Source organism: Terrimonas ferruginea DSM 30193 (assembly GCF_000425585.1).
Taxonomy (GTDB): domain Bacteria; phylum Bacteroidota; class Bacteroidia; order Chitinophagales; family Chitinophagaceae; genus Terrimonas; species Terrimonas ferruginea.
Map to the genome: position 1 here is coordinate 104909 of NZ_AUDS01000009.1, position 23776 is coordinate 128684.

The following is a 23776-nucleotide window of genomic DNA, read 5'->3' on the forward strand; positions in this document are numbered from 1 at the left end:
TGAACGACTATGAAAAAACTATTTTACTTCATTCAGACAGCAATGGTTTGTGCGTGCGGGCTAACGGCGGCTGCGCAGGATATCCATTTTTCTCAATTTCATGAAACACCGCTGTACCGCAACCCGGCGCTGGCAGGTATCATGAAAGGCGATATACGTGTGCAGGCCGTTTACCGCTCGCAGTGGAACAGTGTGGCCAACGCTTATAAAACCGGTTCTTTCAACGTGGAATATAAATCAAAACCCGGCCAGGGCGATGATTATATGACACTGGGATTACAGGCTTATTATGACCGTGCGGGAACCACTAATCTGACTACGACCATCGTAATGCCTGCCATCAACTATCACAAATCATTGAGCGATTACCGCAACAGTTATCTGTCTGCCGCTTTCATGGGTGGCATGGTACAACGTCGTTTCGATCGTTCCAAGATCACGACCAATAATCAATATGATAATGGTTTTGACGGGGAAGATCTGGTGGCCAGCGGCTTTACTTACTGGGATGGGAGTGCCGGTCTTAGCTACAATACAAGTTTGGGTGAAAATGAAAACAACAACCTGGTGATCGGGTTTGCCTATCATCACTTCAACCGTCCGCGTAATTCATTCTTCAACGCTTCTTCTGTAGTGCTCGATCCCAAGATGGTATTGTCTGCAGATTTCAAAGCCGATGTAAACGACTATTCAACCATTACTTTTTATTCCGATTTCATGAAGCAGGGCAGTTATACCGAATTTATCGGCGGTCTGTTGTACGGATTGAAGATAGGTCCGCTGATCGACGAGCCGGATTATGTATTGCACGGCGGTGCGTTCCTGCGTTGGGGCGATGCCATCATTCCGACTATTAAACTCGATTACCGCCCGTTTGCCGTGGCTTTCAGTTACGATGTAAACATCTCCAAACTGGCTACGCGTTCGGTAGGCCGGGGTGGTTTTGAGCTGTCGGTTACCTACAGAGGATTCCTCGATAAATTCAATACTTCCCTTGACGCAACACGCTGTCCGCGATTCTAAAACACTACCAGATGTTCGGGTGCCGTAATTTTTCCTAAATTTGCGCCATGACAATCGAAAAATTACAGGATATGCGGTCCCGCATTGTCGGGATAAGGAGGTTTCTTTGACGTCGAGAACCGCCTCTTAAAGATTGAAGACGATAAACAACTTTCGCTGAGTCCCGGTTTCTGGGACGACAACAAAAGGGCTACCGAGATTCTCAAGAACATGAAGGTCAATGAGTACTGGGTAAAACTCTACGAAGCCACCGAAACGGCCGTAGAGGACTTTGCCGTGCTCTTCGAGTTCTGGAAAGCCGGTGACGCTACCGAGGAAGAAACCCAGCAGGCATACGATGCCGCGCTGTCCGCCCTCGAAGACGCCGAATTTAAAGCCACCCTCAACGAGCCGGAAGACGAACTGCCTGCCGTACTGCAGATCAATGCAGGCGCCGGCGGTACCGAAAGCCAGGACTGGGCCGAAATGCTCGCCCGCATGTATCGCATGTACGGTGAAAAGCAAGGCTGGAAAGTAACGGAAATGGACTGGCAGGAAGGAGATGGCGCAGGTATCAAAACCGCCACCCTGCAGTTTGAAGGGCCTTTTGCCTTTGGCTTTTTAAAAGCCGAAAATGGCGTACACCGCCTGGTGCGTATTTCTCCTTTTGATAGCAATGCCCGGCGACACACTTCCTTTGTGAGCGTATATGCCTACCCGCTGGTGGATGATACGATTAACATCGAAATCAATCCTTCCGATGTAAAAATGGAAACTTCGCGAAGCGGAGGTGCCGGCGGACAGAACGTAAACAAGGTGGAAACCAAGGTGCAATTAACGCACATCCCAACCGGAATCGTGGTAGTTTGCCAGCAGGACAGAAGCCAGCTTGGTAACCGCGAGCTCGCGATGCAGATGCTGAAGAGCCGGTTGTATGAGATGGAACTGCAGAAACGCAATGCACTGAAGGATGCCACCAACGCGAAAAAGAAAAAAATCGAATGGGGAAGCCAGATCCGGTCTTACGTATTCCACCCTTACAAAATGATCAAAGATCACCGAACAGACTACGAAACCGGCAACATTCAGCCGGTAATGGACGGCGAGCTCGACGGCTTTATCAAAGCCTACCTCATGAGTGAGAAAGAAAACGAAACATCTAACTGATTACTATAACTCCCGCAACTGCGGAATTAATTGTAAAATATGAGCATCGGAACTTTTTCTTATCCGCTTCCCGCCAACGAACCTGTACTCAATTACGGTCCCGGTTCGGCAGAAAAAAAACGTCTGAAAGAAGTGTTGGCTGAACTCAAAAATGAGCAGGCTGATATTCCCATGTACATCGGGGGCCGGGAAGTGCGCACGGAGAAAAAAGTAGCCATTCACCCGCCACATGAAAACAAACACGTGCTGGGTCATTTTCATGCGGGTGATGCCACGCACGTGCAACAGGCCATCGATGCGGCCCTTGGTGCGCGCGAAAGCTGGGCGGCCATGAGTTGGGAAAGCCGCGCAGGTATTTTCCTGAAAGCCGCCGATCTGATCGCCGGTAAATACCGTCCCTATATGAACGGTACTACCATGCTTGGTCAAAGCAAAAACGCTTACCAGGCAGAGATCGATGCCGCCTGCGAGCTGATCGATTTTCTTCGCTTCAATGTTCATTTTCTCGGCGAGATTTATAAACAACAACCCGTGAGCGGCCCCGGCATGCACAACCGCATGGAGTACCGCCCGCTCGAAGGATTTGTATTGGCCGTAACGCCGTTCAACTTCACCGCCATCGGTGGCAACCTGCCCACATCGGCCGCACTTTGCGGAAACGTGGTAGTATGGAAACCTGCCAACACACAGGTCTACTCGGCGCAGATGTTCATGCGCATTCTGAGAGAAGCGGGTCTGCCCGACGGTGTGATCAACCTGGTGTATGTAGATGGCCCGACACTCGGTGAAGTATGTTTCAATCACCGGGATTTCGCCGGCGTACATTTTACCGGGTCAACAGGTGTGTTCAATAAAATGTGGGAGACGATTGGTAAGAATATGTCCAGCTACCGCACCTATCCACGCATAGTGGGAGAAACCGGTGGCAAAGACTTTGTACTGGTGCATAAAAGCGCCAACGCCGATGTGGTGGCTACTGCTTTGCTGCGCGGTGCATTTGAATTCCAGGGACAAAAATGTTCTGCGGCATCACGCGCCTATATTCCCTCCAACATTGCAGAAGACGTAAAAGCGAAACTGGTGGAAGGAGTAAAAAGTTTCAAAGTAGGTACGGTAGAAGACTTCACCAATTTTGTGAATGCGGTGATCGATGAAAAGAGCTTTGACAAGATCAGGCAATACATCGACGATGCGGCAAAAGATCCCAACGCAACGATCCTCGTTGGTGGCGATGCCGACAAGAGCAAAGGGTATTTTATTCAGCCTACCGTTATCGAAACAAAAAATCCGCAGTCGGTTACGATGTGCGAGGAAATCTTCGGGCCGGTGCTGACTATTTATGTATACGATGAAAATGAATTTGAGCAGGCATTGGAGCTGGTAGATACTACTTCTCCTTATGCGCTCACCGGTTCCATCATTTCCACCGACCGCGCTGCTATCGAGCGGGCAACGGTGAAACTGAAGCAGGCCGCCGGTAATTTTTACATCAATGATAAACCTACCGGTGCAGTGGTAGGGCAACAACCATTTGGTGGCGCACGTGCGAGCGGAACCAATGATAAAGCCGGAAGCATTCTTAATCTTTATCGCTGGTTGAGCGCACGTACTATTAAGGAAACGTTTCAACCACCGGTTGATTACCGGTATGCATTTTTGCAGGAGCAATGAGCAGAGGTATAAGGTGTAAGGTGTAAGGTGTAAGGTGTAAGGTGTAAGGTATAAGAGTCACTATAGGTAATGCCTGTAAGTATTCACGATTGACCATTCACCATTCACGATTGACGATTCACCATTCACGCTCTCGCGTAATCCCCTTTTTCCGGATAGAAGAAATACCACATACGTGGTATTTTTTGTTTTTAGTGGTGTCCTGATTTTGATTGTGACGTTATCTGGCCTTAATTTTGCTTAATCGTTCAACCATTAACCACTAAGCATGAAACTATTCCTCACTCAAGCACTGTCGTGTCCGGAAAGGTGCATTACAGTCAACTCTTTCCCTAATTATCCATTGCGCTGTTACAAAGTCTAAACCTGATGCGTGCCTTCGTCACGCGAATGGGAAGATATCTGGCGCACCTGTTACAAACTTGTCAGACGGTAATAAGCCGGTTGCTGCTTATACCACCGTGTGCATAGTTGCTGTTTGTACGTAATGATCAAGTCTCTTTTCACAACCATATATATTAACCAACCATTTTATCATGAAAAAAATGCTCGTTGCAGCTATTATCTGTCTTGCTGCACAAACTGTCTCTGCACAAACGTCTTTCGGTGTCAAGGCCGGTCCCAACATGAGTTTCCTCCGATATAAAATTGAAGCGGGTAGCGAGAATCAAACATGGGATGGCTCACGCCTGGGGTTCCAGGTAGGTGGTGTTGCGCAAATTGGCATTGCTGAAAATTTTGCTCTTCAACCCGAACTGTTATTTGTAATGAAAGGTGCTAACGGCGTTCGTCCTGCAATGTCGACTAACGACATCGATTTCACGCTGATGACAATTGATATGCCGATCAATTTCATTTATCGCAATAAAGGATTCTTTGGCGGTTTTGGTCCTAATCTGCAGTTTGGTGTATCCTCCAAAGCAAAATCAGATGGGGATACCTATGACATGTACGATGAAGACGAAGCCTCTTTCTTCATTCAGAAACGCTTTGAAGTAGGTGCTAACGTTGTGGCTGGCTACAAACTGGCAAGCGGTCTGGCATTCAGTCTGAACTTTGCAAAAGGTCTTACCAATAGTTCCAAATATAACGATGATCTCGACGAAGCGACGATCAAACATAATTCTTCCTATATCGGATTGTCGATCGGTTATTTCTTCGGCAAATAATTTTTTAACCTGCTAATTAATTATCAAATGAGAATTTTTCTTGCAACTGTTATGCTTTCTTTCGCGGCGGCTACTGCGTCGGCGCAAACCTCTTTCGGTGTAAAGGCCGGAGGCAATATGAGCTTCCTCAATTATAAAATTGAAGAAGGAAGTCAAAATGTAAAATGGAACGGTTCCCGCGTGGGTTTCCAGGTGGGAGGTGTAGCGCAGATCGGCATTGCCGAAAACTTCGCTATCCAGCCCGAACTGTTGTTTATGATGAAAGGTGTAAACAAAATGGATGTTGAAGAACTGGGTGATGTTAAACTTAACATCAAAACCTTTACCATCGATATGCCTATTACGTTTATTTATCGTACCAACGGATTTTTTGGTGGCATTGGTCCCAACCTGTCTTTTGGCCTTTCATCTAAAATGAAAGTAGATGGCAACGATGACGTAGAGTACGATCTCTATGACAAAGATGCTGATGGCGAAGTGTCGATCTTCAGCCAGAAGCGTTTTGAAGCCGGCGCCAATATTCTTGCGGGCTATAAATTAAAAAACGGCTTGTCATTCAGCCTGAATTTTGTTAAAGGGCTTACCAATCTTTCCGAATACAACGACGACCTGGAAGATGCTTCTATCAAAACAAAATCTTCCTATATCGGCTTGTCCGTGGGGGATTTTTTCGGCAAATAATAGTTTAGTTTCCGCTTAGTTCAACGGGGGATGGCTCAGGCCGTCCCCTTTGTATTACAGGCACATAGATGAGCCAAAACGTGATTGGCATGATTTTTTAAAAGAAGGGGACGTTGAAACCGGTAGACGGTTCTGATTAATAAAATAAATCTGCTAGTTTATGAAAAAGGTACTTTTTAGTAGCATCGTTCTGTTCCTGTGCATCTCCGTAACAAAAGCTCAACATGTTGAGTTTGGCTTGAAAGGAGGGCTTAATTTATCGCGTGTGGCTATCAATGATGGACGTGACTTTGATACAAAAGCCGGCGCACATTTCGGCGGTCTTGCACATATTCACCTGACAAGAATGTTTGCGCTGCAGCCAGAGATTGTCTATTCAACCCAAGGCGGCAAAGACGGCAGAAATGAGCTTAAGCTGAATTATGTGAACATGCCCGTGCTCGGACAGTTTATGTTTGGCAACGGTTTCCGTCTGCAAACAGGTCCTCAGCTCGGCATCCTGACCGTGGCCAAAAGCAAGGTGGGTGATGTGGAAGTGGACGTAAAAGATGATTTAAAAGCGATCGACTTCTCCTGGGTATTCGGTGCCAGCTACATTTTCCCTGCCGGTGTGGGTTTTGATGCCCGTTTTAATGCCGGTATTGCCAATGTCAGCGATAACCGTGCATACGACGCACGCAATGGAGTGTTTCAACTGGGCGTGTTCTACCAGTTCAAGCACCATTGAGTTGTAGGTAATAAGTTTTAAGTAATAAGTTTTCGCCCTGGTTCGTGTATACACGAACCAGGGCGTTTTAATTGTCAATAACCAGTAACCTGCCATTTAAAACTTACAACTTAATACTTAAAACTTATTACTTCTAAGTAAATTCGCCAAAACAACAGGCTTGAAATCGATACTTACGGCTTCGCAACTGGCTATTACCATCCGCAGACTGAGTCACCAGATATTGGAAAATCATGTTGACCTTGAAAATACCGTAGTCATTGGCCTTCAGCCGCGCGGGATCTATTTGTCTGACCAGGTTGTAGGGCAGGTCCGGCAATTGCTGCCGGCGGACCGGACGGTAGACTACGGCAAGCTCGACATCACCTTCTACCGCGATGATGTGCGTAAGGAATTGCATATGCCCAACCAGACCGATATCTCTTTTTCCATTGAAGGAAAAAATGTGGTATTGATCGATGACGTGCTGTATACCGGCCGTACCATCCGCGCCGCATTGGACGCGCTGCTTGCTTTCGGCCGCCCGGAAAAGGTAGAACTCTGCGTATTGATCGACCGCCGCTTCAGCCGGCAATTCCCCATACAACCCGATTACGTGGGCAAATCAATCGACTCCCTCATTTCCCAAAAAGTAAAAGTATACTGGCAGGAGAAGGATGGCACGGAAGAGGTGGTAATCCTGGATTAATCAGGCAATTTGAAAATTTGATGATTTGAAAGTGAATTGTCTAATTTTCAAATTATCAAATCTTCAAATTATGCCCGATAAGTGGATGATAAACAAGTGATTATGCCGGGTATATTTTTTCCACAACCGTGTATAACTCAATATTCCGGCGGGGTCGCCTGTTTTGTTATATTTGCCGGATTGCATAAACGGCGAGCCGTTACAAGACTATTATTTCAGCATCGTTAGAACCGTACTTAAGAAGCAATGGCCAAAGAGAAAGACACAAACATGTTTGAATATACCGACGACAGTATTAAAACGCTAGACTGGAAAGAACATATCCGCCTGCGTCCCGGTATGTATATCGGTAAACTCGGCGATGGTTCCTCTCCGGACGATGGTATTTACGTACTCGTCAAGGAAGTAATGGACAACTGTATCGATGAGTTTACCATGGGTTATGGCAAAACAGTCGAACTCTCCATCGAAAACCGGCAGGTGACCGTGCGCGACTACGGCCGCGGTATTCCGCTCGGCAAACTCGTGGACGTGGTCAGCAAGATCAATACCGGCGCCAAATACGACAGCAAAGCATTCCAGAAATCTGTTGGCCTGAACGGTGTGGGTACCAAGGCTGTAAACGCCCTCAGTAATTATTTCAAAGTAACCGCCATCCGCGACGGCAAAGAGAAAAGCGCAGAGTTTGAACGCGGTGAATTGATCAAAGAACACAAGGAAACAAAAAGCACGGAACAAAACGGTACCGCCGTTGTGTTTATACCCGACGAAACGGTTTTCAAAAACTTCAAATTCCAATACGAGTTTTTGGAAAATCTCCTTTGGAATTATTGCTTCCTGAATGCCGGTCTCAAAATCGTTTTCAACGGAAAAACATATACCAGTAAAAACGGTCTGCTCGATCTCCTGCATCGCAAGACCAATGTAGACGAGATCCGCTATCCCATTATTCACCTGAAAGGTGAGGATATTGAAGTAGCTATTACGCACAACAACGACTATGGTGAAGACCTCTACAGTTTTGTAAACGGTCAGCATACCACACAAGGCGGTACACACCAGCAGGCATTCCGCGAAGCGTTTGTAAAAACGGTCCGCGAATTTTTCAAAAAAGATTACGACGCATCTGACATACGTACCGGTATCGTAGCCGCCGTTTCCGTAAGGGTAGTGGAGCCGGTTTTCGAATCGCAGACAAAAACCAAACTCGGTTCACTCAACGTAGACGTGAATGGCCCGAGCATGCGCCAGTTCGTGAATGATTTTTTTGCAAAAGAACTGGATAATTTCCTGCATAAAAATCCTGCGGTGGCCGAGGCCATGAAAAAGCGCATCGAGCAAAGCGAACGCGAACGCAAGGAAATGGCCGGCATCAAAAAACTGGCAAACGAACGCGCCAAGAAAGCCAACCTGCACAACCGCAAACTCCGCGATTGTCGTTACCATTATAACGATGAACCGCCGGCAAAGAACCGTGAAGAGTTCATCGCGAAGCAAAATGAAACCACCATCTTCATTACGGAAGGGGACAGTGCCAGTGGTTCCATTACCAAATCACGCAATGTGGAAACCCAGGCCGTCTTCAGTCTGCGTGGTAAGCCGCTTAACAGCTTTGGGCTTACCAAAAAAGTAGTATATGAAAACGAAGAGTTCAACCTGCTGCAGCATGCGCTGAATATCGAAGAAGGCATGGAAGGACTGCGTTTCAACAATATCATTATCGCCACCGATGCCGACGTGGATGGCATGCACATCCGTCTGCTGCTGATGACTTTCTTCCTGCAATTCTTCCCCGACCTGGTAAAACACGGAAAAGTGTATGTGCTGGAAACACCGTTGTTCCGCGTGCGCAACAAACAGGAAACTATCTATTGTTTCGACGAAGCGGAGAAACAAAAAGCCATGAAGAAACTCGGCAACCGTCCTGAAGTAACGCGATTCAAAGGACTTGGCGAGATCAGTCCCGATGAGTTTGCACAATTCATCGGTGCCGATATGCGCAAGCAATTGATGCGGGTGGAAGAAGGTGATCATATTCATCACCTGCTCGAATATTACATGGGTAAGAATACTTCCGACCGCCAGGAATTTATTATCAATAACCTCAAAGTAGAGTTGGATGCACCGGTAGAAACCGAGTGATCTGCTCCCTTGAAATAATTTATGTTACACATCGTATTCAATGAAAGTGAAGTAGCGCTGATGCAACAGGTGCTCGAACTCGAGGAGGACCTTGCAGGCGAAGTATGGCAGATCAAAGATGATTTTGCCGTAGGGCCCATCCAGGCGATTTATGAGCCGGAAGGTTACCAGCAACGCCGCGACTGGTGGAAAACATTGCTGGAAAACTCTCCGTACGCCGAACAGGCCGACCTCGTCGATGATAAGCTCACCGTGCACAACCTGAAAAAGAAACTGGAAGAAGAACCGGAGCTGGAAGTGTGGATCTGGATGGGACAAAACCAGCACGATGTATCGGGCTATTACTGGCTGATGCCGCAGTTGCGCGAATTCCAGGGCCGCATCATGGTGTTGTACATGAACAACCTTCCTTTCATCAATGAGAAAGGAAATATTTTCTATCCATCCTGGTTGCACGAAATACGCCCTTCTGAATTCCGTAAGGCACGCAAGCTGGCCCGTCCCATCACACTCAGCGAGTTTGAAGTAGACCCGGATGAATGGAAAAAACTGTGTGATGAAAATGCCCTGGTGCGTATACTCGAGGGAGGAAAGAAAATCGTGAGCAGGGATGAAACATTCTTTGATGACGAACTGCTGAAAAATGTTACCGGTGAATGGCAGAAGTCATGGCGCGTTTTGTCCAATACGCTCAACCGCATGAAGATCAAAACCGGTGACGTGTTTATCATGTGGCGCATGAAACAACTTGTGCAGGAAGGAAAGATCGAAGTGCTCGGCGATATCAATAAAGGATGGAAAGAATTTGATGTAAGACGTCCGGGGGCACCAAAAACGGAGACAGCCAACGCAGCAGAAGAGCAGGCTGGTTAAACATGAAACGACTAGTACAGATAGAGGAATTGTGTATGCTGGCGCTTGCGGTGGCGGCACTGGTATACCTGAACGGCGATTGGTGGATGTATCTGTTACTAGTGTTGGGGCCGGATATCAGCATGCTCGGTTATCTCGGTGGCAATAAAACAGGCGCATTTTGTTACAACCTGTTTCATCACAAAGGCGTGGCTATTGTATTGATCGCGCTGGGAGGGTATCTGAAAGACAATACCCTGATGATCGCAGGTATCATCTTGTTTGGTCATTCATCGATGGACAGGATGTTTGGTTATGGACTCAAGACAAATCAAGGTTTTAAATTTACCCATCTGGGAACAATAGGAAATAAGAACAAGTAAGACGATGAGTGCAGCAAAAAACAAGCTGGCGGAAGTTACCAATAATGATTCCGGTTTATACGGCCAGTATAAAAACTGGTTCCTGGATTATGCTTCCTATGTAATTCTTGAACGGGCGGTTCCCGCCGTTGAGGACGGGCTCAAGCCAGTGCAACGCCGTATCCTTCATGCCATGAAGGAAATGGATGACGGACGATTCAACAAAGTGGCCAATATCATCGGACAGGCGATGCAGTATCACCCGCATGGTGATGCGAGTATCGGTGATGCCCTCGTTAACCTGGGACAAAAAGATCTGCTGATCGAAACGCAGGGTAACTGGGGCGATGTGCGTACCGGTGATGATGCCGCTGCTCCGCGATACATTGAAGCACGCCTGAGCAAATTTGCGCTCGATGTGGCTTTTAATGCGAAGACTACTGATTGGCAATTGAGCTACGATGGCCGTAAAAACGAGCCGGTGGCATTGCCGATGAAATTCCCGCTCCTGCTGGCGCAGGGTGCCGATGGTATTGCGGTTGGCCTTTCCACCAAATTATTACCACACAACTTTTGCGAACTGATCGACGCGTCGGTGAAATACCTGCGTGGTAAAAAGTTTGAATTATACCCCGACTTCCAGACCGGTGGTATGGTGGATGTGCAGGATTACAACCAGGGTAAACGCGGTGGCAAAGTAAAAGTGCGGGCACACATCGAGGAAGTAGATAAGAAAACACTGGCGATTCGTACTGTGCCGTATGGTGTTACCACTACCCAACTGATGGAGTCGATCGTAAAAGCGAATGACAACGGAAAGATCAAGATCAAAAAGGTAACGGATACCACTGCGGCGAACGTGGAGATCCTGATCGATCTGGCACCCGGCATTTCTCCCGACATCACGATCGACGCTTTGTATAAATTCACCGATTGTGAAGTTTCCATTTCTCCGAATGCCTGTGTGATCGTCAACATGCGCCCCGAATTCCTGAGCGTACATGATCTGTTGCGCTTGTCGACCGACCGCACCAAAGACTTGCTGCAGCAGGAGCTGGAGATCAGGAAAAAAGAGTTGGAAGAGAAATGGCATTATACATCGCTGGAAAAAATATTCTTCGAAGAAAAAATCTATAAGGAACTCGAGAAGAAACACGATACCTGGGACAAAGTGATCGACGCAATCGACAAAGCATTTGTTCCGTTCAAAAAGCAACTTAAGAGGGATATTACCCGCGAAGACATTCTCAAACTCACTGAGAAGCCTGTGCGGCGTATCTATCGTTTGGATATCGATGAACTCAATGCACAGATCAAAGGTCTCGAAGCGGATATCAAACAGGTAAAACATGATCTCGCCAATCTCGTGGATTTTGCGGTGGCCTATTATGAAAACCTGTTGAAGAAATATGGTAAAGGCCGCGAGCGTAAGACGGAGATCAAGCAATTTGAAGTAATCGAAGCGAAGCACGTTGCAATAGCCAACACCAAACTCTTCGTCAACCGCGAAGAAGGATTCATTGGTACGAGCCTGAAGAAAGATGAATTGTTATTCGAATGTTCCGATCTCGACGACATCATTGTGTTTACCCGGCGCGGCATCATGAAAGTGGTGCGTGTGCAGGATAAAGTATTTATCGGAAAAGATATCCTGCATGCGGCGGTGTTCCAGAAGAACGACGAGCGTACGACGTATAATATGATCTACTCCGATGGTAAGGGGGGCGTGAGTTATGCCAAACGTTTCAATGTAACGGGCATAACACGCGACAAAGAATATGACCTTACCCGTGGTGATGAAAAAAGTAAAGTGAACTATTTCTCCGTGAATCCGAACGGAGAAGCGGAAGTGGTGCGTATACTACTGACGCCGGGATCTTCTGCACGGATCAAGGAATTCGATTTTTACTTTGAAGAACAGGCAATCAAAGGCCGCAGCAGCCAGGGTAACCAGGTAACGAAATATCCGATCAAATCGGTGAAATTCAAAGAAGCGGGACGTGCCACACTCAGCGGCAAGAAGTTGTGGTTTGACGAGAAATTTGGCCGCCTGAACACGGACGAGAAAGGCAGTTTCCTGGGTAAATTTGAAGCAGAGGACCGCATACTTGTGGTGTTTAATGACGGCAACTACCTGATTACGGATCAGGAAATGACGCAGCGTTTTGATGCGGAGAATATTTTGCTGATCGAAAAATTTGATGCGGATAAAATTGTAACGGCTGTTTATCTCGATAAAAAAAATCTCCAGTACAATGTGAAGCGTTTCCGTATCGAGACCAGCACATTGAAGAATAAATTCTTCTTCATCAAAGAAGGCGATGGCAACTATGTGGAAGCGGTGACAACGGATGAAGAGCCGGTGCTGGCGGTGCAGACAGGAAGAGGAGAGCAGGTGCGCAAGGCTAAATTCAAGATCGGCAAAATGGCGGAGGTGATGGGCTGGAAGGCTGTGGGGGCGAAGCTGATCGATTTCAATAAAAGTGTGCAGATGGAGTGGATCCGCGATAAGACCGACCCTAACCAGACGGAGCTTTTTTAACGCAGGGGAGTAGTAAGTAATAAGTAGTAAGTAATAAGTAGTAAGTAAAACAGCCGGCCGATACTTCGGGAAACGGCTCCTCCATTGACTTATTCACCTATTGACGATTGACGACTCACGATTGACGATTCATATCTTTTAAAGCCTCCCGGCAGGCTTTTTGACTTTTGAATTTTGAATTTCCATGATGGATCATTGGGAAATATTAGATCTCTACAAAGCCCTGTCGGCCGTGGCGGCCGGCATAATCCTCGGGCTTGAGCGCGAACTGAAGGACAAAGCGGCGGGTTTAAAGACCATCACCGTGATCTGCCTTGGCTCGGCACTGTTTGCTATTATTTCCTATAAAGTGGGCGGTGCGGACGGCGAGAGCACGCGGATTGCCTCTTATATCGTGAGCGGTGTCGGTTTTCTCGGTGCCGGCGTGATTTTTAAAGACGGGGTAAATGTGTCGGGGCTCACCACGGCGGGTATTATCTGGCTGGCGGCGGCGGTGGGCACGGCTATCGGATTTGGTGAATTCTTCCTCGCTATCACGTTTGTGGCCGCCGCATTGATCATCATGTACGCGAGTCCGCATCTCAACCGGATTTTCCGCCCGCGGAAGCAGACGCGGAGCCTTAGTTTTTCCCTTCATTCCCGCGATTATGGCCAGCGGGCCGCTATTCTGGCCTCTATCCGTGAGCAGGGCGTGCGCCTGGACGAAAAAAAGGTGGAATTCAAAGGCGATGTGATCACCATTTCCATGGAGGCGGTGGTGCGCATCAAAAGCCTGCCCCAACTTGAGGCCTACCTGGTTAATAACCCGGCCATTCTCTCTTTTTCCCTCTGATATCTCCCCAATTTATACACTGGTACCTCTATATCGTAAAGATTTCTTAATATTGGCTTTGGCTCTGACTGTTTTCCTGACCGTAGTTTTGCCGGTCGAATCCTTCCTTGTTAAAACCGTTCGTTTTAGAATCCGGTAGCCTGTAGCATTTTTCAACTGAATACAATCTGCATGAAGCAAACTTTTACCCGTCTGAGAAGAGGAGTGATGCTGCTATTCTCTACCCTTTTAATCCAACAGACCTTAGTAGCCCAAACCACCTACACCCAGGGTTTTGATGTTAACGGTAACTGGGGTGGAACGCTACCGTTAACCGGCTATCAAACCGACAGAACATACGCCGAACCCGGCCAGCCCGTTGTTTTTGCTTGTAGTAACGGCGCATTGCGCGAAACCGCCGGAAACACAAACGGCGCAACAAATACTTATGCCGGTTCAACATACGCCTGGCGTATTCAGAATGGTGCTGGAACCGGTAGCTGGACCGCGACAGTTGGTGCCGGCGGTGTGGGAACTTTTTCCTTCTGGGTTCGTCCATGGAGTACAGCAGCACTTTCTTACGAGGCTGAATACAGCACCAACAACGGCGGTTCGTGGACAGCCGTTCAATCAATCAACCAGACTTTTTTCAGCAATACGGTTCAATGGTTGCAAATCAGCGGCACCATCAATACCGGAAACGGTCCCGGTGCAGCCGATGATATCATCATTCGTGTAAGACGTGTAAACGGCGAGCGGATGATGATCGATCAGTTTCAGATGACCGATTACAACACTTCTACCAATACCATCACGGCCGGTGCGGTGTCAGGAGCTCCTTTCAACCTGGCCACCTGCGCAGCTACGGCAACGGGAACTGTCGCCTACACGTCAACCGGTACTTTCACCGCCGGCAACGTATTTACCGTACAGCTTTCTGACGCTTCCGGCAGTTTCGCGGGAGCAATCAATGTGGGCACACTTGCTTCTTCAGCTAATAGTGGTACCATCAATTTTACTTTACCCGCAGGGCTTCCTGCCGGTACCGGATATCGTTTGCAGATCGTATCGAATGGTCCTTATACCGTTAGTTCGGCTTCTGCCACCTTCTCCGTTACCAGTGGTTGTAACGCATTTGCAGGCACGCGTCTTAATCCCGGTGACCTGATGATCATTGGTTATGATACTTATGTGGGAAGCGCCACAGACCGCTTTTCCGTTGTGTTGTTAGTGCCTGTACTGCCCGGTACTTCTTTCAGTGTAGCCAATGCCATTTACGAAGATGGTGCACCTGCCAATACACGGACGAATACCTGGAAAAATTGTGACTACGCGCCCACAGGTGCTGTAGCATCCAATCTCATTACCTACAATGGCGCAGCCACGCTGCCTGCGGGAACCGTTGTTTGTTTTGATCTGCCGAGTATTGCCGCAGTTCCTATCAATAACTTCACGATCGGCGGAGTGGCTACCACCGATTTTTCAGCAACTAATAACGGTGCTTCCGGCGCCGGCGCTATTAATATTTCCGGATCAGATCCGGATGCCATTTTCATTATGCAGGGAACCTGGACTTTTGGCAGCGCATCTTCCACCTTCACAGGCAATGTACTGGCCGGTATTCAGACTGGTGCCACCTGGGTTGGTTTCAATGAAAGCATCACAGGCCAGCGTCGTTCACGTGTACATCCGCAGATCGAATGTTTCAGCATTCAGGGATCCACCTCTTCGGGCGGCGGCAATGGTGAGTTTGGTTATTATAATGCCGCTGCAGGTACTACAGGCAGCCAGCCTGTCCTGATCGGCCTGATCAAGAACTACAGTACCAACTGGACTACAGCCCGCAACAATAACAGTGGCGACGACATTTCTGCTGCCGTTTGCGGCTTGCTCTTTAACGTTACCGCTACTGCGCTTTCCAACCGCTGGAACGGCAGTTTCAATACCGATTGGTTCAATTGCTCCAACTGGGACAACCTCACGATTCCATCCAGCACAACAGACGTAATCATCCCGCCTGTAGTGAACAACCCCGTGATTGGTGCGTCGCCGCTGAACTATCCCGATGGCGCGGAATCGCATCACATCGATCATACGGGTACACTCACGATCAACAACCCATCGAGCCGATTTAATATCTACGGCAATTTTGCCAACAACGGTACACTCAACCATACCAATGGTGATGTGATCTTCACCGGTGGTGAAATGCAAACCATCAGCGGGACGGGTACTACTTCGTTCTATCGCGCAAGTATTACCAAGCTTTCTAATAATGTGGTGTTGAACCGCCAGGTAGATATTCAATCGAGCCTCACATTCGCCAGCGGATTAATCGAAACCAGCAATACCAACCTGCTGCATTTCCTCGCGGGTTCTGCAGTAGCCGGTACGCCCTCAGGTATCAGCTATGTGAGCGGTCCCGTACAGAAGATCGGTAACACGCCTTTTATATTCCCGATTGGCAAAGCCGGTTATTATGCACCTGCTGCCATTTCAGCCCCTGTAGTGATTACTGATGCCTTTACAGCCGAGTATGTAAATGCCGCAGGTCCTAATCGTCACCTTAAACCCCCAAGCCTCGATCATATCAGTGCCTGCGAGTACTGGAACATTGAGCGTACTACCGGTACTTCCGATGTGCGCGTCACACTCAGTTGGGATACCCCGCGTAGCTGTGGTATCGGCAATCTCAGTGATCTGCGTGTAGCGCATTACCTGCCCACACCTATCTGGGAAGACCTGACGCAGGGTGATTTTGCCGGCAACACAACAGGTACAACGGTGGCAGGTACTATCATCACGCCATATCCTGTTACTAATTTCAATACGACGATCTTTACACTGGCCACTTCGACCATTGCCAACCCGCTGCCCGTACGTTTGCTTACTTTCCGCGCACGTTACAATGGCCGCACGGTAGACCTGAACTGGTCAACTGCTACTGAACTCAACAGCGATTACTTCTCCATTGAAAGAAGCAGCGATGGTATCAACTTCTCGGCTATCGGCCGCGTACAGGCAGCCGGCAACGGCAGCAGCACGCTCCACTATATCAGTGAAGACCGCCAGCCATTGAAAGGAGTAAGTTATTATCGTTTGAAAATGTACGACCGCAACGGAGCCTTCGAATATTCTTCGATCGAGCGTATAATCATCCAGGGTGATCTGTTGACAGTAGCTCCAACAGTTACTTCCAATGGCCGCGTTACAGTACAACTGGCTGCATTGCCCAATGGCAACCCTTCCCTGCAACTGTTCGACATGACAGGCCGCCTGGTATGGAAAGCCAATGTGACCAATACGGTTATCCCGGTTGATCTTACACCTTATGCCAAAGGCATGTATGTCCTTCGCCTGGTGACCAACGATGGCCAGTGGGCTGAGAAAGTGCTGAGCAAATAAACATCTCAACGCTGCTTTATACCGAAAAAATCCCCTGCTACAAGCAGGGGATTTTTTGTGAATAGGTGAATGGTGAATGGTGAATCGTCAATAGTCAATAGTTAGCAGGCATTAAAATATCAGCCATTGCCTTGGTTCGTGTACACACAAACCAAGGCAATGGCTAAAACTTATTACTTAAAACTTATTACTTATTACGGCTGTTTCACCCTCCGTCTTATCTTCAAGACCGCATTCTTCTCCAGGTTACTGGTCATCCTTACTTCGTGGCGCTTTTTGCCATCGGAGACGATCATTAACGCGGTGTTGGGAGGGATGGAGCCGAGGTTGTCGGCAAACATGCTGATCTCGTTCACGTCTTTGGTGCTGTCGAGTACGAGATCGAAATGAATAGCCTTCGTGCTGAGACGCTGGTAGAAGGCGAGGAGCTGACTATTGAAGAATACCGAAATAGAATCGCCGTCCACTTCGCCATTGTCATAAAAATCAACGGTAAGTGAATCGGAGTCTACTTCAATTTCATTGTTGACAATGTTTTCACGTTGCTTGTATTGTCCTTCCACTACAAGGTTGGACACTTTACGCTGAATGATCGTTACCTGTCGGACGGTATCTTTTTCACCGGGAGTCCAAACCTGGTAGGTTTCTTTGTATTCACGGATCGCTTTGAGCACGGAGTCTTTTACACTAACATCATCATTAAGCGTTAGCGTGAAGTTGATATCCGGGCAGGTATACTGGTAGTCGGGCTGGCCTTTGAAGGAACCCTGCAACACGGAGCCGGCCTGCGCCACGCGCAAGGTTGCCAGCATGTTCATCATGCAATCCACTTCCATCTGGCTGGTGGAACCGAAATAGGTAACCGGGATGTCGTATAAATTAAGCTGACGCGTGGTATTGTTGTAATTGCCTTTGACCTGCAGGCTGCGATACGTGTTTTTGAAATAATAGTTGAGAATGCCTTTCACATATCCCTTTTCGGGCTGAAGGATCAACTCGACGAGATAATTGCTGGCCGCAGCTTTTGTTTTTACATTGGCGTATCCATACCAGTAACCGAATACAGTCTGCGACTGGCCCTGGATGCTTAAGAAAAGGCCAATGGCCAAAAGGATTTTCTTCATGTTGCGCATGTTCGTCAAAAATCGTGCTTGTCCGTGAAAGAGATTATTTCAGGTAACGTTTCATGTCCCGTTCTACGTCTTTCTGTTTGATCGACTCGCGTTTGTCGTACAGCTTTTTGCCTTTGCCTAATCCGATCTCGATCTTCACCAGGTCTTTGTCCGAGAAAAAGATGCGTAACGGCACAACAGTATAACCGCGTTCTTTCTTCAGTTTTTCTTCAATGCGGCGGATCTCGCGTTTTTGTAAAAGCAGTTTGCGGTCGCGCACGGGGTCGTGATTATTGACGGTGCCATGTGAATATTGGGCGATGTGCAGATTCTTGATCCACATTTCACCCTGATGCACCTGGCAAAAACTATCGTTGAAACTGGCCTTTCCTGCCCGCAGCGACTTTACCTCGGTTCCGAGCAGCACAATGCCTGCCTGATATTTAGCATCGATAAAGTATTCGTGATACGCCGCTCTGTTTTTCATGTCCGCCATGCAGGGAAGTAATAAGTTGTAAGTAATAAGTAGTAAGTATTAAGTAATAGGGAACTACTGACCTATTGCGATTCACCATTCACTATTCACTATTGACCATTGACGATTCACGTATTTAGACAAAAATACCGTTTTACCCGTCATTCCAACGGATAGAACGGTATACAAGCCAAGGGCTTTGTTAATTTTTAAACAGGGATAAAACTGTTGAAAGCTTTTCTTTCAGTTCCGGACGCGGTACAATGAAGTCCAAAAATCCATGTTCCAGTAAAAATTCGCTGCGTTGGAATCCTGCAGGAAGATCTTTTTTGATCGTTTCCTTGATTACACGTGGTCCGGCAAAACCGATCAGCGCGCCAGGTTCTGCAATATTCAGATCGCCCAGCATACCGAATGAGGCAGAGATGCCACCAAACGTCGGATCTGTCAATAAGGAAATATAAGGCAGTTTGGCATCGCTCAGCAATGAAAGGCTGCCGCTCGTTTTCGCCAGTTGCATCAGCGAGAAGGCGCTTTCCATCATCCGTGCACCACCGCTTTTGCTGATGACCATATACGGAAAACGATGCTCGATGCAATAGGTAACCGCTCTCGCAAATTTTTCTCCCATCACACTTCCCAATGAACCACCGATAAACTCGAAGTCCATACAGGCGATCACCAGGTCCTGGCCATTTACTTTACCTACCGCCACACGCATCGAATCTTTCAGATCGGTTTTGCTCCAGATATCTTCCAGACGTTTGTGATAAGGCTTAAGGTCGGTGAATCCGAGAAAGTCTTTGCTGCGGATATCACCAAAGAGTTCGGCGTATTGACCGTCATCAAAAATGATGTCGTAATATTCTTCGCTGCCGATGCGGTGATGATAACCGTCTTTGGGACAAACAAAGAGATGTTCTCTCAGTTCGGTCATCGTGCAGATATAGTTACATTGGGGACATTTGGCCCAGAGTCCTTCGGGCGTTTCCTTCTTTTCAGAAGTCTTTGTATTAATGCCTTTCTTTATGCGTTTAAACCAGCTTGACTTCGTTTCTTCCGTTTTTCCTTCTTCACCAGCCAGGTTGGCGTCAAAATCTTCGATTTTTTGCGACATACTCATGTTGTTGAGCTACAAATATAGGGTGAAATGGTTAAGCGATCAGGCCGGGCTTCCCTGCTCATGATCGAGTGGCAGGCGGGAGGCCAGCCAGCTTTGTTTTACCGGGATAATCCATTCTTTTTCAAGTTGTTCCTTTGTCTGAACCGTATTGTTGAAATACAAAGTATCGCCCGTGATAAAGCCTTTTTCCACGGCATAGTTCAGTTGGTTCATCGGCAGCCGCTCTACCTTGTCTTTTACCACAAAAGCCAGTGTGGTACGGTCGAAAAGGTTGATGTTGAAGCGGGATTCCAGGTCTTTGATCACGCGAACGGAACTGTCGGTGCTGCAACCGCTTACGCCGGTGGCGGTTTCGTCGGCCATCAGAATGATGAATTGGCCGAAAAACAGGTAGGCTGCGCCTTTGACCGGTGTACCGTGGCTTTTCCAGTTGGTGGCAAAATCCTGCAATATTTCTTCCGCTTCCAGGGCTTCTCCCATGCTCAGCAGGCGGCTTGCCTGGTAGATCCAGACGCGGGAGCCGGGGTGAAAATTACCGTCCAGAAGGTATAGATAGTCGAGTTTCATAATGCAAATTTACGGGATAAAATCAGCGGAATGAAACCAATCCATGACGAACAAACAGTGTTGGCCAGATGGATCTGTACAAAGGAGGAGTGGCGGGCTTTCGATAGATGGCGCCGCAAACGGCAAAGCCGCTGGCGTTATTTCTGGCACCGGCTGCTGGGCAGGAACCTGACAAAAGGCGCTGAGATCACCATTACCCGCGACGATGTACGTATCAATAATAATGATGCAGAGCCTTTCAGCACCGCGCACCGCGAATTGCGCCGCATCGATATCCGCGATGCCGGTTACCTGAATGTCCTGGAAATCTCTTATTCGGATAAAAGCGGGGCTGCACTCAATGAAATAAGAGTGCCTGTGCCCAGGGGAAAACTGCGCGAAGCAATTGCCCTGCAACTGTTGCTGACGCCGGCGGAAAGGGAAGGATGATTTACTCCATGGAAAGGGCCACGAGTTCGGCCACATCGAGCACTTTGACGCCTTCTTCTTTTTCGGCCAGCTTCACGCCGTCGGTGAGCATGGTGTTGCAGAAAGGGCAGGCGGCTGCGATCACTTCAGCGCCGGTGCCGATGGCTTCGTCGCTGCGGTCGATGTTGATGCGGGTGGTGCCTTTTTCTTCTTCCTTGAACATCTGGGCACCTCCGGCGCCACAGCACAGACCTTTGCTGCGGCAGCGTTTCATTTCCACCAATTCCGCTTCCAGTGCTTCGAGCACTTTGCGCGGAGCTTCGTAAATGTCGTTGGCGCGGCCCAGGTAGCAACTGTCGTGGTAAGTAATACGGCGTCCTTTATAGCTGCCGCCTTCTTTCAGGCGGATCTTTCCTTCGTCGATCAGTTGCTGAAGAAAAGTAGTGTGGTGGATCACCTCGTAGGAACCACCCAGCTCGGGATATTCGTTTTTGATCGTATTAAAACAGTGGGGGCAGGCGGTGACGATTTTTTTAATACCGTAATTATTGAGGACCTGTATATTCTGGTAGGCCATCATCTGGAACATGAATTCGTTGCCCGCGCGGCGTACAGGATCGCCGGTACACATTTCTTCCTTGCCGAGAATGGCGTAGTTGACGCCCACTTTGTCAAGGATGGTTACAAAGGCTTTGGTGATCTTTTGTGCCCGCTGATCGAAGCTGCCGGCACAACCCACCCAGAACAATACTTCGGGGGTCTGTCCGCTGGCAAACATTTCAGCAACTGTAGGTACAAGCATGCCTGTAAAATTTGCTCAAATCTAAACTAAAATGACCATTCATGTACAGGAAGATAACGTTTCCTTTATTTTTGCCGCTTACATGGCGATGAAGAAATTTTTCCAGCGACTGTTCAATTGGGAATTGTGGAACTTTTATGTTCTCTATGCGCCCATCAGCCCGGTGTGGTTCTGGTACTGCCTGCGCAGCAGATCCTTCTGGTATTTCAGTTCTTCCAATCCCACGATCACCTTTGGTGGTTTTGAAGGCGAAGGAAAAAAAGAAATGTACGATCAACTGCCGTCACACCTCGTTCCCCGTACGATCTACATTATGCACGACTGGACTTTCGATGAGGTGAGAAAGCGGGTGGCCGAAGCAGGATTTGCTTATCCGTTTATTGTAAAACCGGATGTGGGCATGAAAGGCATTCTCTTTCGCCGTATCGACAACGAGGAGCAGCTTATCCGTTATCACGAACGTATTCCTGTTGAATACATCGTGCAGGACCTGATCGAACTGCCGGTTGAAGTGAGCGTGTTTTATTACCGGCAGCCTGATGAAGCCAAAGGCCGTGTCAGCGGTTTTATCCATAAAGAATTGCTGCAGGTGGTGGGCGATGGTGAGGCAGATCTGCGTACGCTGGTGGAACGTCATCCGCGTGCGCGTTTCCGTATGGAAGAAATGGAACACCGGCATGGCCACCGTTTCGACCGTGTGATTCCGGAAGGAGAAATATTTTATCTTTCCTACGCGGGTAATCATAACCGCGGGGCGCATTTTACCAATCTGCACAACGAGATCAATGAACGCATGCACGAGGTATTCGATGAGCTCAGCCACCATACCAGTTTTTATTACGGTCGTTACGATATCAAAACATCTTCCATTGAAGATCTCAAAGAAGGAAAAAACTTCCAGATCATCGAGTTCAATGGATGTGGGGCGGAGCCGAATCATATTTATGATTGCGGCATGAGTCTCTGGAAAGCCTACGGCGTGATCCTGGAACATTGGAAGGCCCTGTTTCGCATCAGCCGTTACAATCACCGCAATGGCGTACCTTACTGGTCGTTTCGAAGGGGAAAGGATTTCCTCCGCGAATCACAACGGCATTTTAAGATGCTGGAGAAATTTGATTGAGCGACAAAAATGTGAAAATGTGTAAGTGTGTAAATGTGAAAATGAAAAAAACACATTTTTCACATGGTCCCTGGCGAAGCCTGGGCACATTTACATATTCGGAAACACAACTATAACAATAATCTAGGCCTCAATGCGTCACCCGTTAATCCGCATATTTTTCACCGGCATGTTGGTTAGTTTCCTCGGGTCTTTGCCACTGGGAACGCTGAACATTGCGGCCATGCAGTTGGCTATTTCCGATGGCGTATTGGCGGCCATGTTGTTTTCAACCGGGTCATTGCTGGTGGAAATAATATACGTGCGACTGTCGCTGGTGGCTATGGACTGGGTAAGAAAACAAGAGAAATTATTCAAGATATTGGAATGGGCAACGTTCGTGATTGTGGTAGCGCTTGCCGCTTCCAGTTTTTATGCGGCATTGCATCCTTCGGTCGAAAAAAATATTATTCTCAGCAGTTCGCTGCCGCCACTTGTGCTGGGGATGATGATGTGCGCCATCAATCCGGTACAGATACCTTTCTGGTTTGGCTGGAGCACCGTATTGTTTACCAAAAAAATTCTGTTACCGCGGAAGGATCATTACAACACCTACATTTTTGGTATCGGTCTCGGCACCTTCCTCGGAAACTGTGTATTCGTTTTTGGCGGATTGCTGATTGCCCGTAAGATCAACGATAACCAACACGTACTAAATTGGGTGATCGGCGGCATCTTTTCGTTGACAGCACTCATCCAACTCTGGAAAATCCTCAAGAAAAAAGATGCTGTGCATGATATCGCCAACCCCGAGGAAATGCAGCATCGGATAGAAGGCCAGGCGGATAGGATTGTGAATCGTGAGTCGTGAATCGTCAATAAGTCAATAGGTGAATAAGTCAATGCCCTGGTTCGTGTATACACGAACCAGGGATGTTGGAAGTCCTTATCCCTTCCGCAGATGAAAT

At 47.9% G+C, this 23776-nt stretch carries 21 protein-coding genes; 16 read left to right on the forward strand and 5 right to left on the reverse strand.

Annotated elements, in window-relative coordinates; translation table 11 throughout:
* Positions 1-9 precede the first annotated feature (9 nt).
* From H608_RS0101980 to H608_RS0102040, 13 genes are all read left to right on the forward strand, one after another.
* On the forward strand, positions 10-1023 hold the full coding sequence (locus H608_RS0101980) for a PorP/SprF family type IX secretion system membrane protein (protein ID WP_028786202.1): 1014 nt from the start codon (positions 10-12) through the stop codon (positions 1021-1023).
* A 47-nt stretch (positions 1024-1070) separates the two neighbouring features.
* A protein-coding gene (gene prfB, locus H608_RS0101985) for a peptide chain release factor 2 (protein WP_155990014.1) occupies positions 1071-2169 on the forward strand; the annotation gives its coding sequence in 2 pieces (ribosomal slippage) (positions 1071-1130 and positions 1132-2169; 1098 coding nt in all).
* Positions 2170-2208: 39 nt separating this feature from the next.
* Complete coding sequence (gene pruA, locus H608_RS0101990; RefSeq protein WP_028786204.1) at positions 2209-3840, forward strand: L-glutamate gamma-semialdehyde dehydrogenase; 1632 nt, start codon at positions 2209-2211, stop codon at positions 3838-3840.
* A gap of 536 nt (positions 3841-4376) precedes the next feature.
* Positions 4377-5009 carry a porin family protein gene (locus H608_RS23315; protein WP_028786205.1) on the forward strand — a complete coding sequence of 211 codons (633 nt, stop codon included), beginning with the start codon at positions 4377-4379 and terminating at the stop codon, positions 5007-5009.
* Between the two features lie 27 nt (positions 5010-5036).
* Positions 5037-5690, forward strand: a complete 654-nt coding sequence (locus H608_RS0102000) for a porin family protein (RefSeq protein WP_071836903.1) — start codon at positions 5037-5039, stop codon at positions 5688-5690.
* A gap of 160 nt (positions 5691-5850) precedes the next feature.
* Positions 5851-6417: a porin family protein gene (locus H608_RS20915; protein ID WP_051267928.1), complete on the forward strand. Its 567-nt coding sequence runs from the start codon at positions 5851-5853 to the stop codon at positions 6415-6417.
* Positions 6418-6577: 160 nt separating this feature from the next.
* Positions 6578-7105: a bifunctional pyr operon transcriptional regulator/uracil phosphoribosyltransferase PyrR gene (gene pyrR / locus H608_RS0102010; protein WP_028786207.1), complete on the forward strand. Its 528-nt coding sequence runs from the start codon at positions 6578-6580 to the stop codon at positions 7103-7105.
* 246 nt (positions 7106-7351) lie between these two features.
* A complete protein-coding gene (locus H608_RS0102015) occupies positions 7352-9247 on the forward strand; it encodes a DNA topoisomerase IV subunit B (RefSeq protein ID WP_028786208.1) in 1896 nt (631 codons plus the stop codon).
* A gap of 21 nt (positions 9248-9268) precedes the next feature.
* Positions 9269-10120, forward strand: a complete 852-nt coding sequence (locus H608_RS0102020; RefSeq protein WP_028786209.1) for a DUF1835 domain-containing protein — start codon at positions 9269-9271, stop codon at positions 10118-10120.
* 2 nt (positions 10121-10122) lie between these two features.
* The gene (locus tag H608_RS0102025; RefSeq protein WP_028786210.1) at positions 10123-10482 is read left to right on the forward strand and encodes a DUF4260 domain-containing protein; all 360 of its coding nucleotides are present in this window, start codon (positions 10123-10125) and stop codon (positions 10480-10482) included.
* 4 nt (positions 10483-10486) lie between these two features.
* Positions 10487-13003: a DNA gyrase/topoisomerase IV subunit A gene (locus H608_RS0102030; RefSeq protein WP_028786211.1), complete on the forward strand. Its 2517-nt coding sequence runs from the start codon at positions 10487-10489 to the stop codon at positions 13001-13003.
* Between the two features lie 184 nt (positions 13004-13187).
* On the forward strand, positions 13188-13835 hold the full coding sequence (locus H608_RS23320) for an MgtC/SapB family protein (RefSeq protein WP_051267930.1): 648 nt from the start codon (positions 13188-13190) through the stop codon (positions 13833-13835).
* A gap of 171 nt (positions 13836-14006) precedes the next feature.
* The gene (locus H608_RS0102040) at positions 14007-17219 is read left to right on the forward strand and encodes a T9SS type A sorting domain-containing protein (RefSeq protein WP_081658761.1); all 3213 of its coding nucleotides are present in this window, start codon (positions 14007-14009) and stop codon (positions 17217-17219) included.
* Between the two features lie 194 nt (positions 17220-17413).
* Here H608_RS0102040 and H608_RS0102045 read toward each other — a convergent pair whose 3' ends face one another.
* The 4 genes from H608_RS0102045 to H608_RS0102060 all read right to left on the reverse strand — a co-directional run bounded on the left by H608_RS0102045 (position 17414) and on the right by H608_RS0102060 (position 20496).
* Positions 17414-18343 carry a hypothetical protein gene (locus tag H608_RS0102045; RefSeq protein ID WP_155990015.1) on the reverse strand — a complete coding sequence of 310 codons (930 nt, stop codon included), beginning with the start codon at positions 18341-18343 and terminating at the stop codon, positions 17414-17416.
* A gap of 43 nt (positions 18344-18386) precedes the next feature.
* The gene (gene smpB, locus H608_RS0102050) at positions 18387-18827 is read right to left on the reverse strand and encodes an SsrA-binding protein SmpB (RefSeq protein ID WP_028786214.1); all 441 of its coding nucleotides are present in this window, start codon (positions 18825-18827) and stop codon (positions 18387-18389) included.
* A 181-nt stretch (positions 18828-19008) separates the two neighbouring features.
* A complete protein-coding gene (gene accD / locus H608_RS0102055) occupies positions 19009-19923 on the reverse strand; it encodes an acetyl-CoA carboxylase, carboxyltransferase subunit beta (RefSeq protein WP_081658762.1) in 915 nt (304 codons plus the stop codon).
* Between the two features lie 45 nt (positions 19924-19968).
* On the reverse strand, positions 19969-20496 hold the full coding sequence (locus H608_RS0102060) for a hypothetical protein (protein ID WP_028786216.1): 528 nt from the start codon (positions 20494-20496) through the stop codon (positions 19969-19971).
* 30 nt (positions 20497-20526) lie between these two features.
* Between H608_RS0102060 and H608_RS0102065 the strand changes: the two genes are divergently transcribed.
* A complete protein-coding gene (locus H608_RS0102065; protein WP_028786217.1) occupies positions 20527-20925 on the forward strand; it encodes a hypothetical protein in 399 nt (132 codons plus the stop codon).
* A 1-nt stretch (position 20926) separates the two neighbouring features.
* Here the strand turns inward: H608_RS0102065 and H608_RS0102070 are convergent, their stop codons facing one another.
* The gene (locus H608_RS0102070; RefSeq protein WP_028786218.1) at positions 20927-21706 is read right to left on the reverse strand and encodes a (Fe-S)-binding protein; all 780 of its coding nucleotides are present in this window, start codon (positions 21704-21706) and stop codon (positions 20927-20929) included.
* Between the two features lie 31 nt (positions 21707-21737).
* Here H608_RS0102070 and H608_RS0102075 point away from each other — a divergent pair, with 31 nt between their 5' ends.
* Both H608_RS0102075 and H608_RS0102080 read left to right on the forward strand, forming a co-directional pair.
* Entirely contained in the window at positions 21738-22829 is a 1092-nt protein-coding gene (locus H608_RS0102075) for an ATP-grasp domain-containing protein (RefSeq protein ID WP_245565704.1), read from the forward strand.
* A gap of 133 nt (positions 22830-22962) precedes the next feature.
* Positions 22963-23679, forward strand: coding sequence for a LysE family translocator (locus H608_RS0102080; RefSeq protein ID WP_028786220.1), 717 nt, complete (start codon positions 22963-22965; stop codon positions 23677-23679).
* Positions 23680-23776 lie beyond the last annotated feature (97 nt).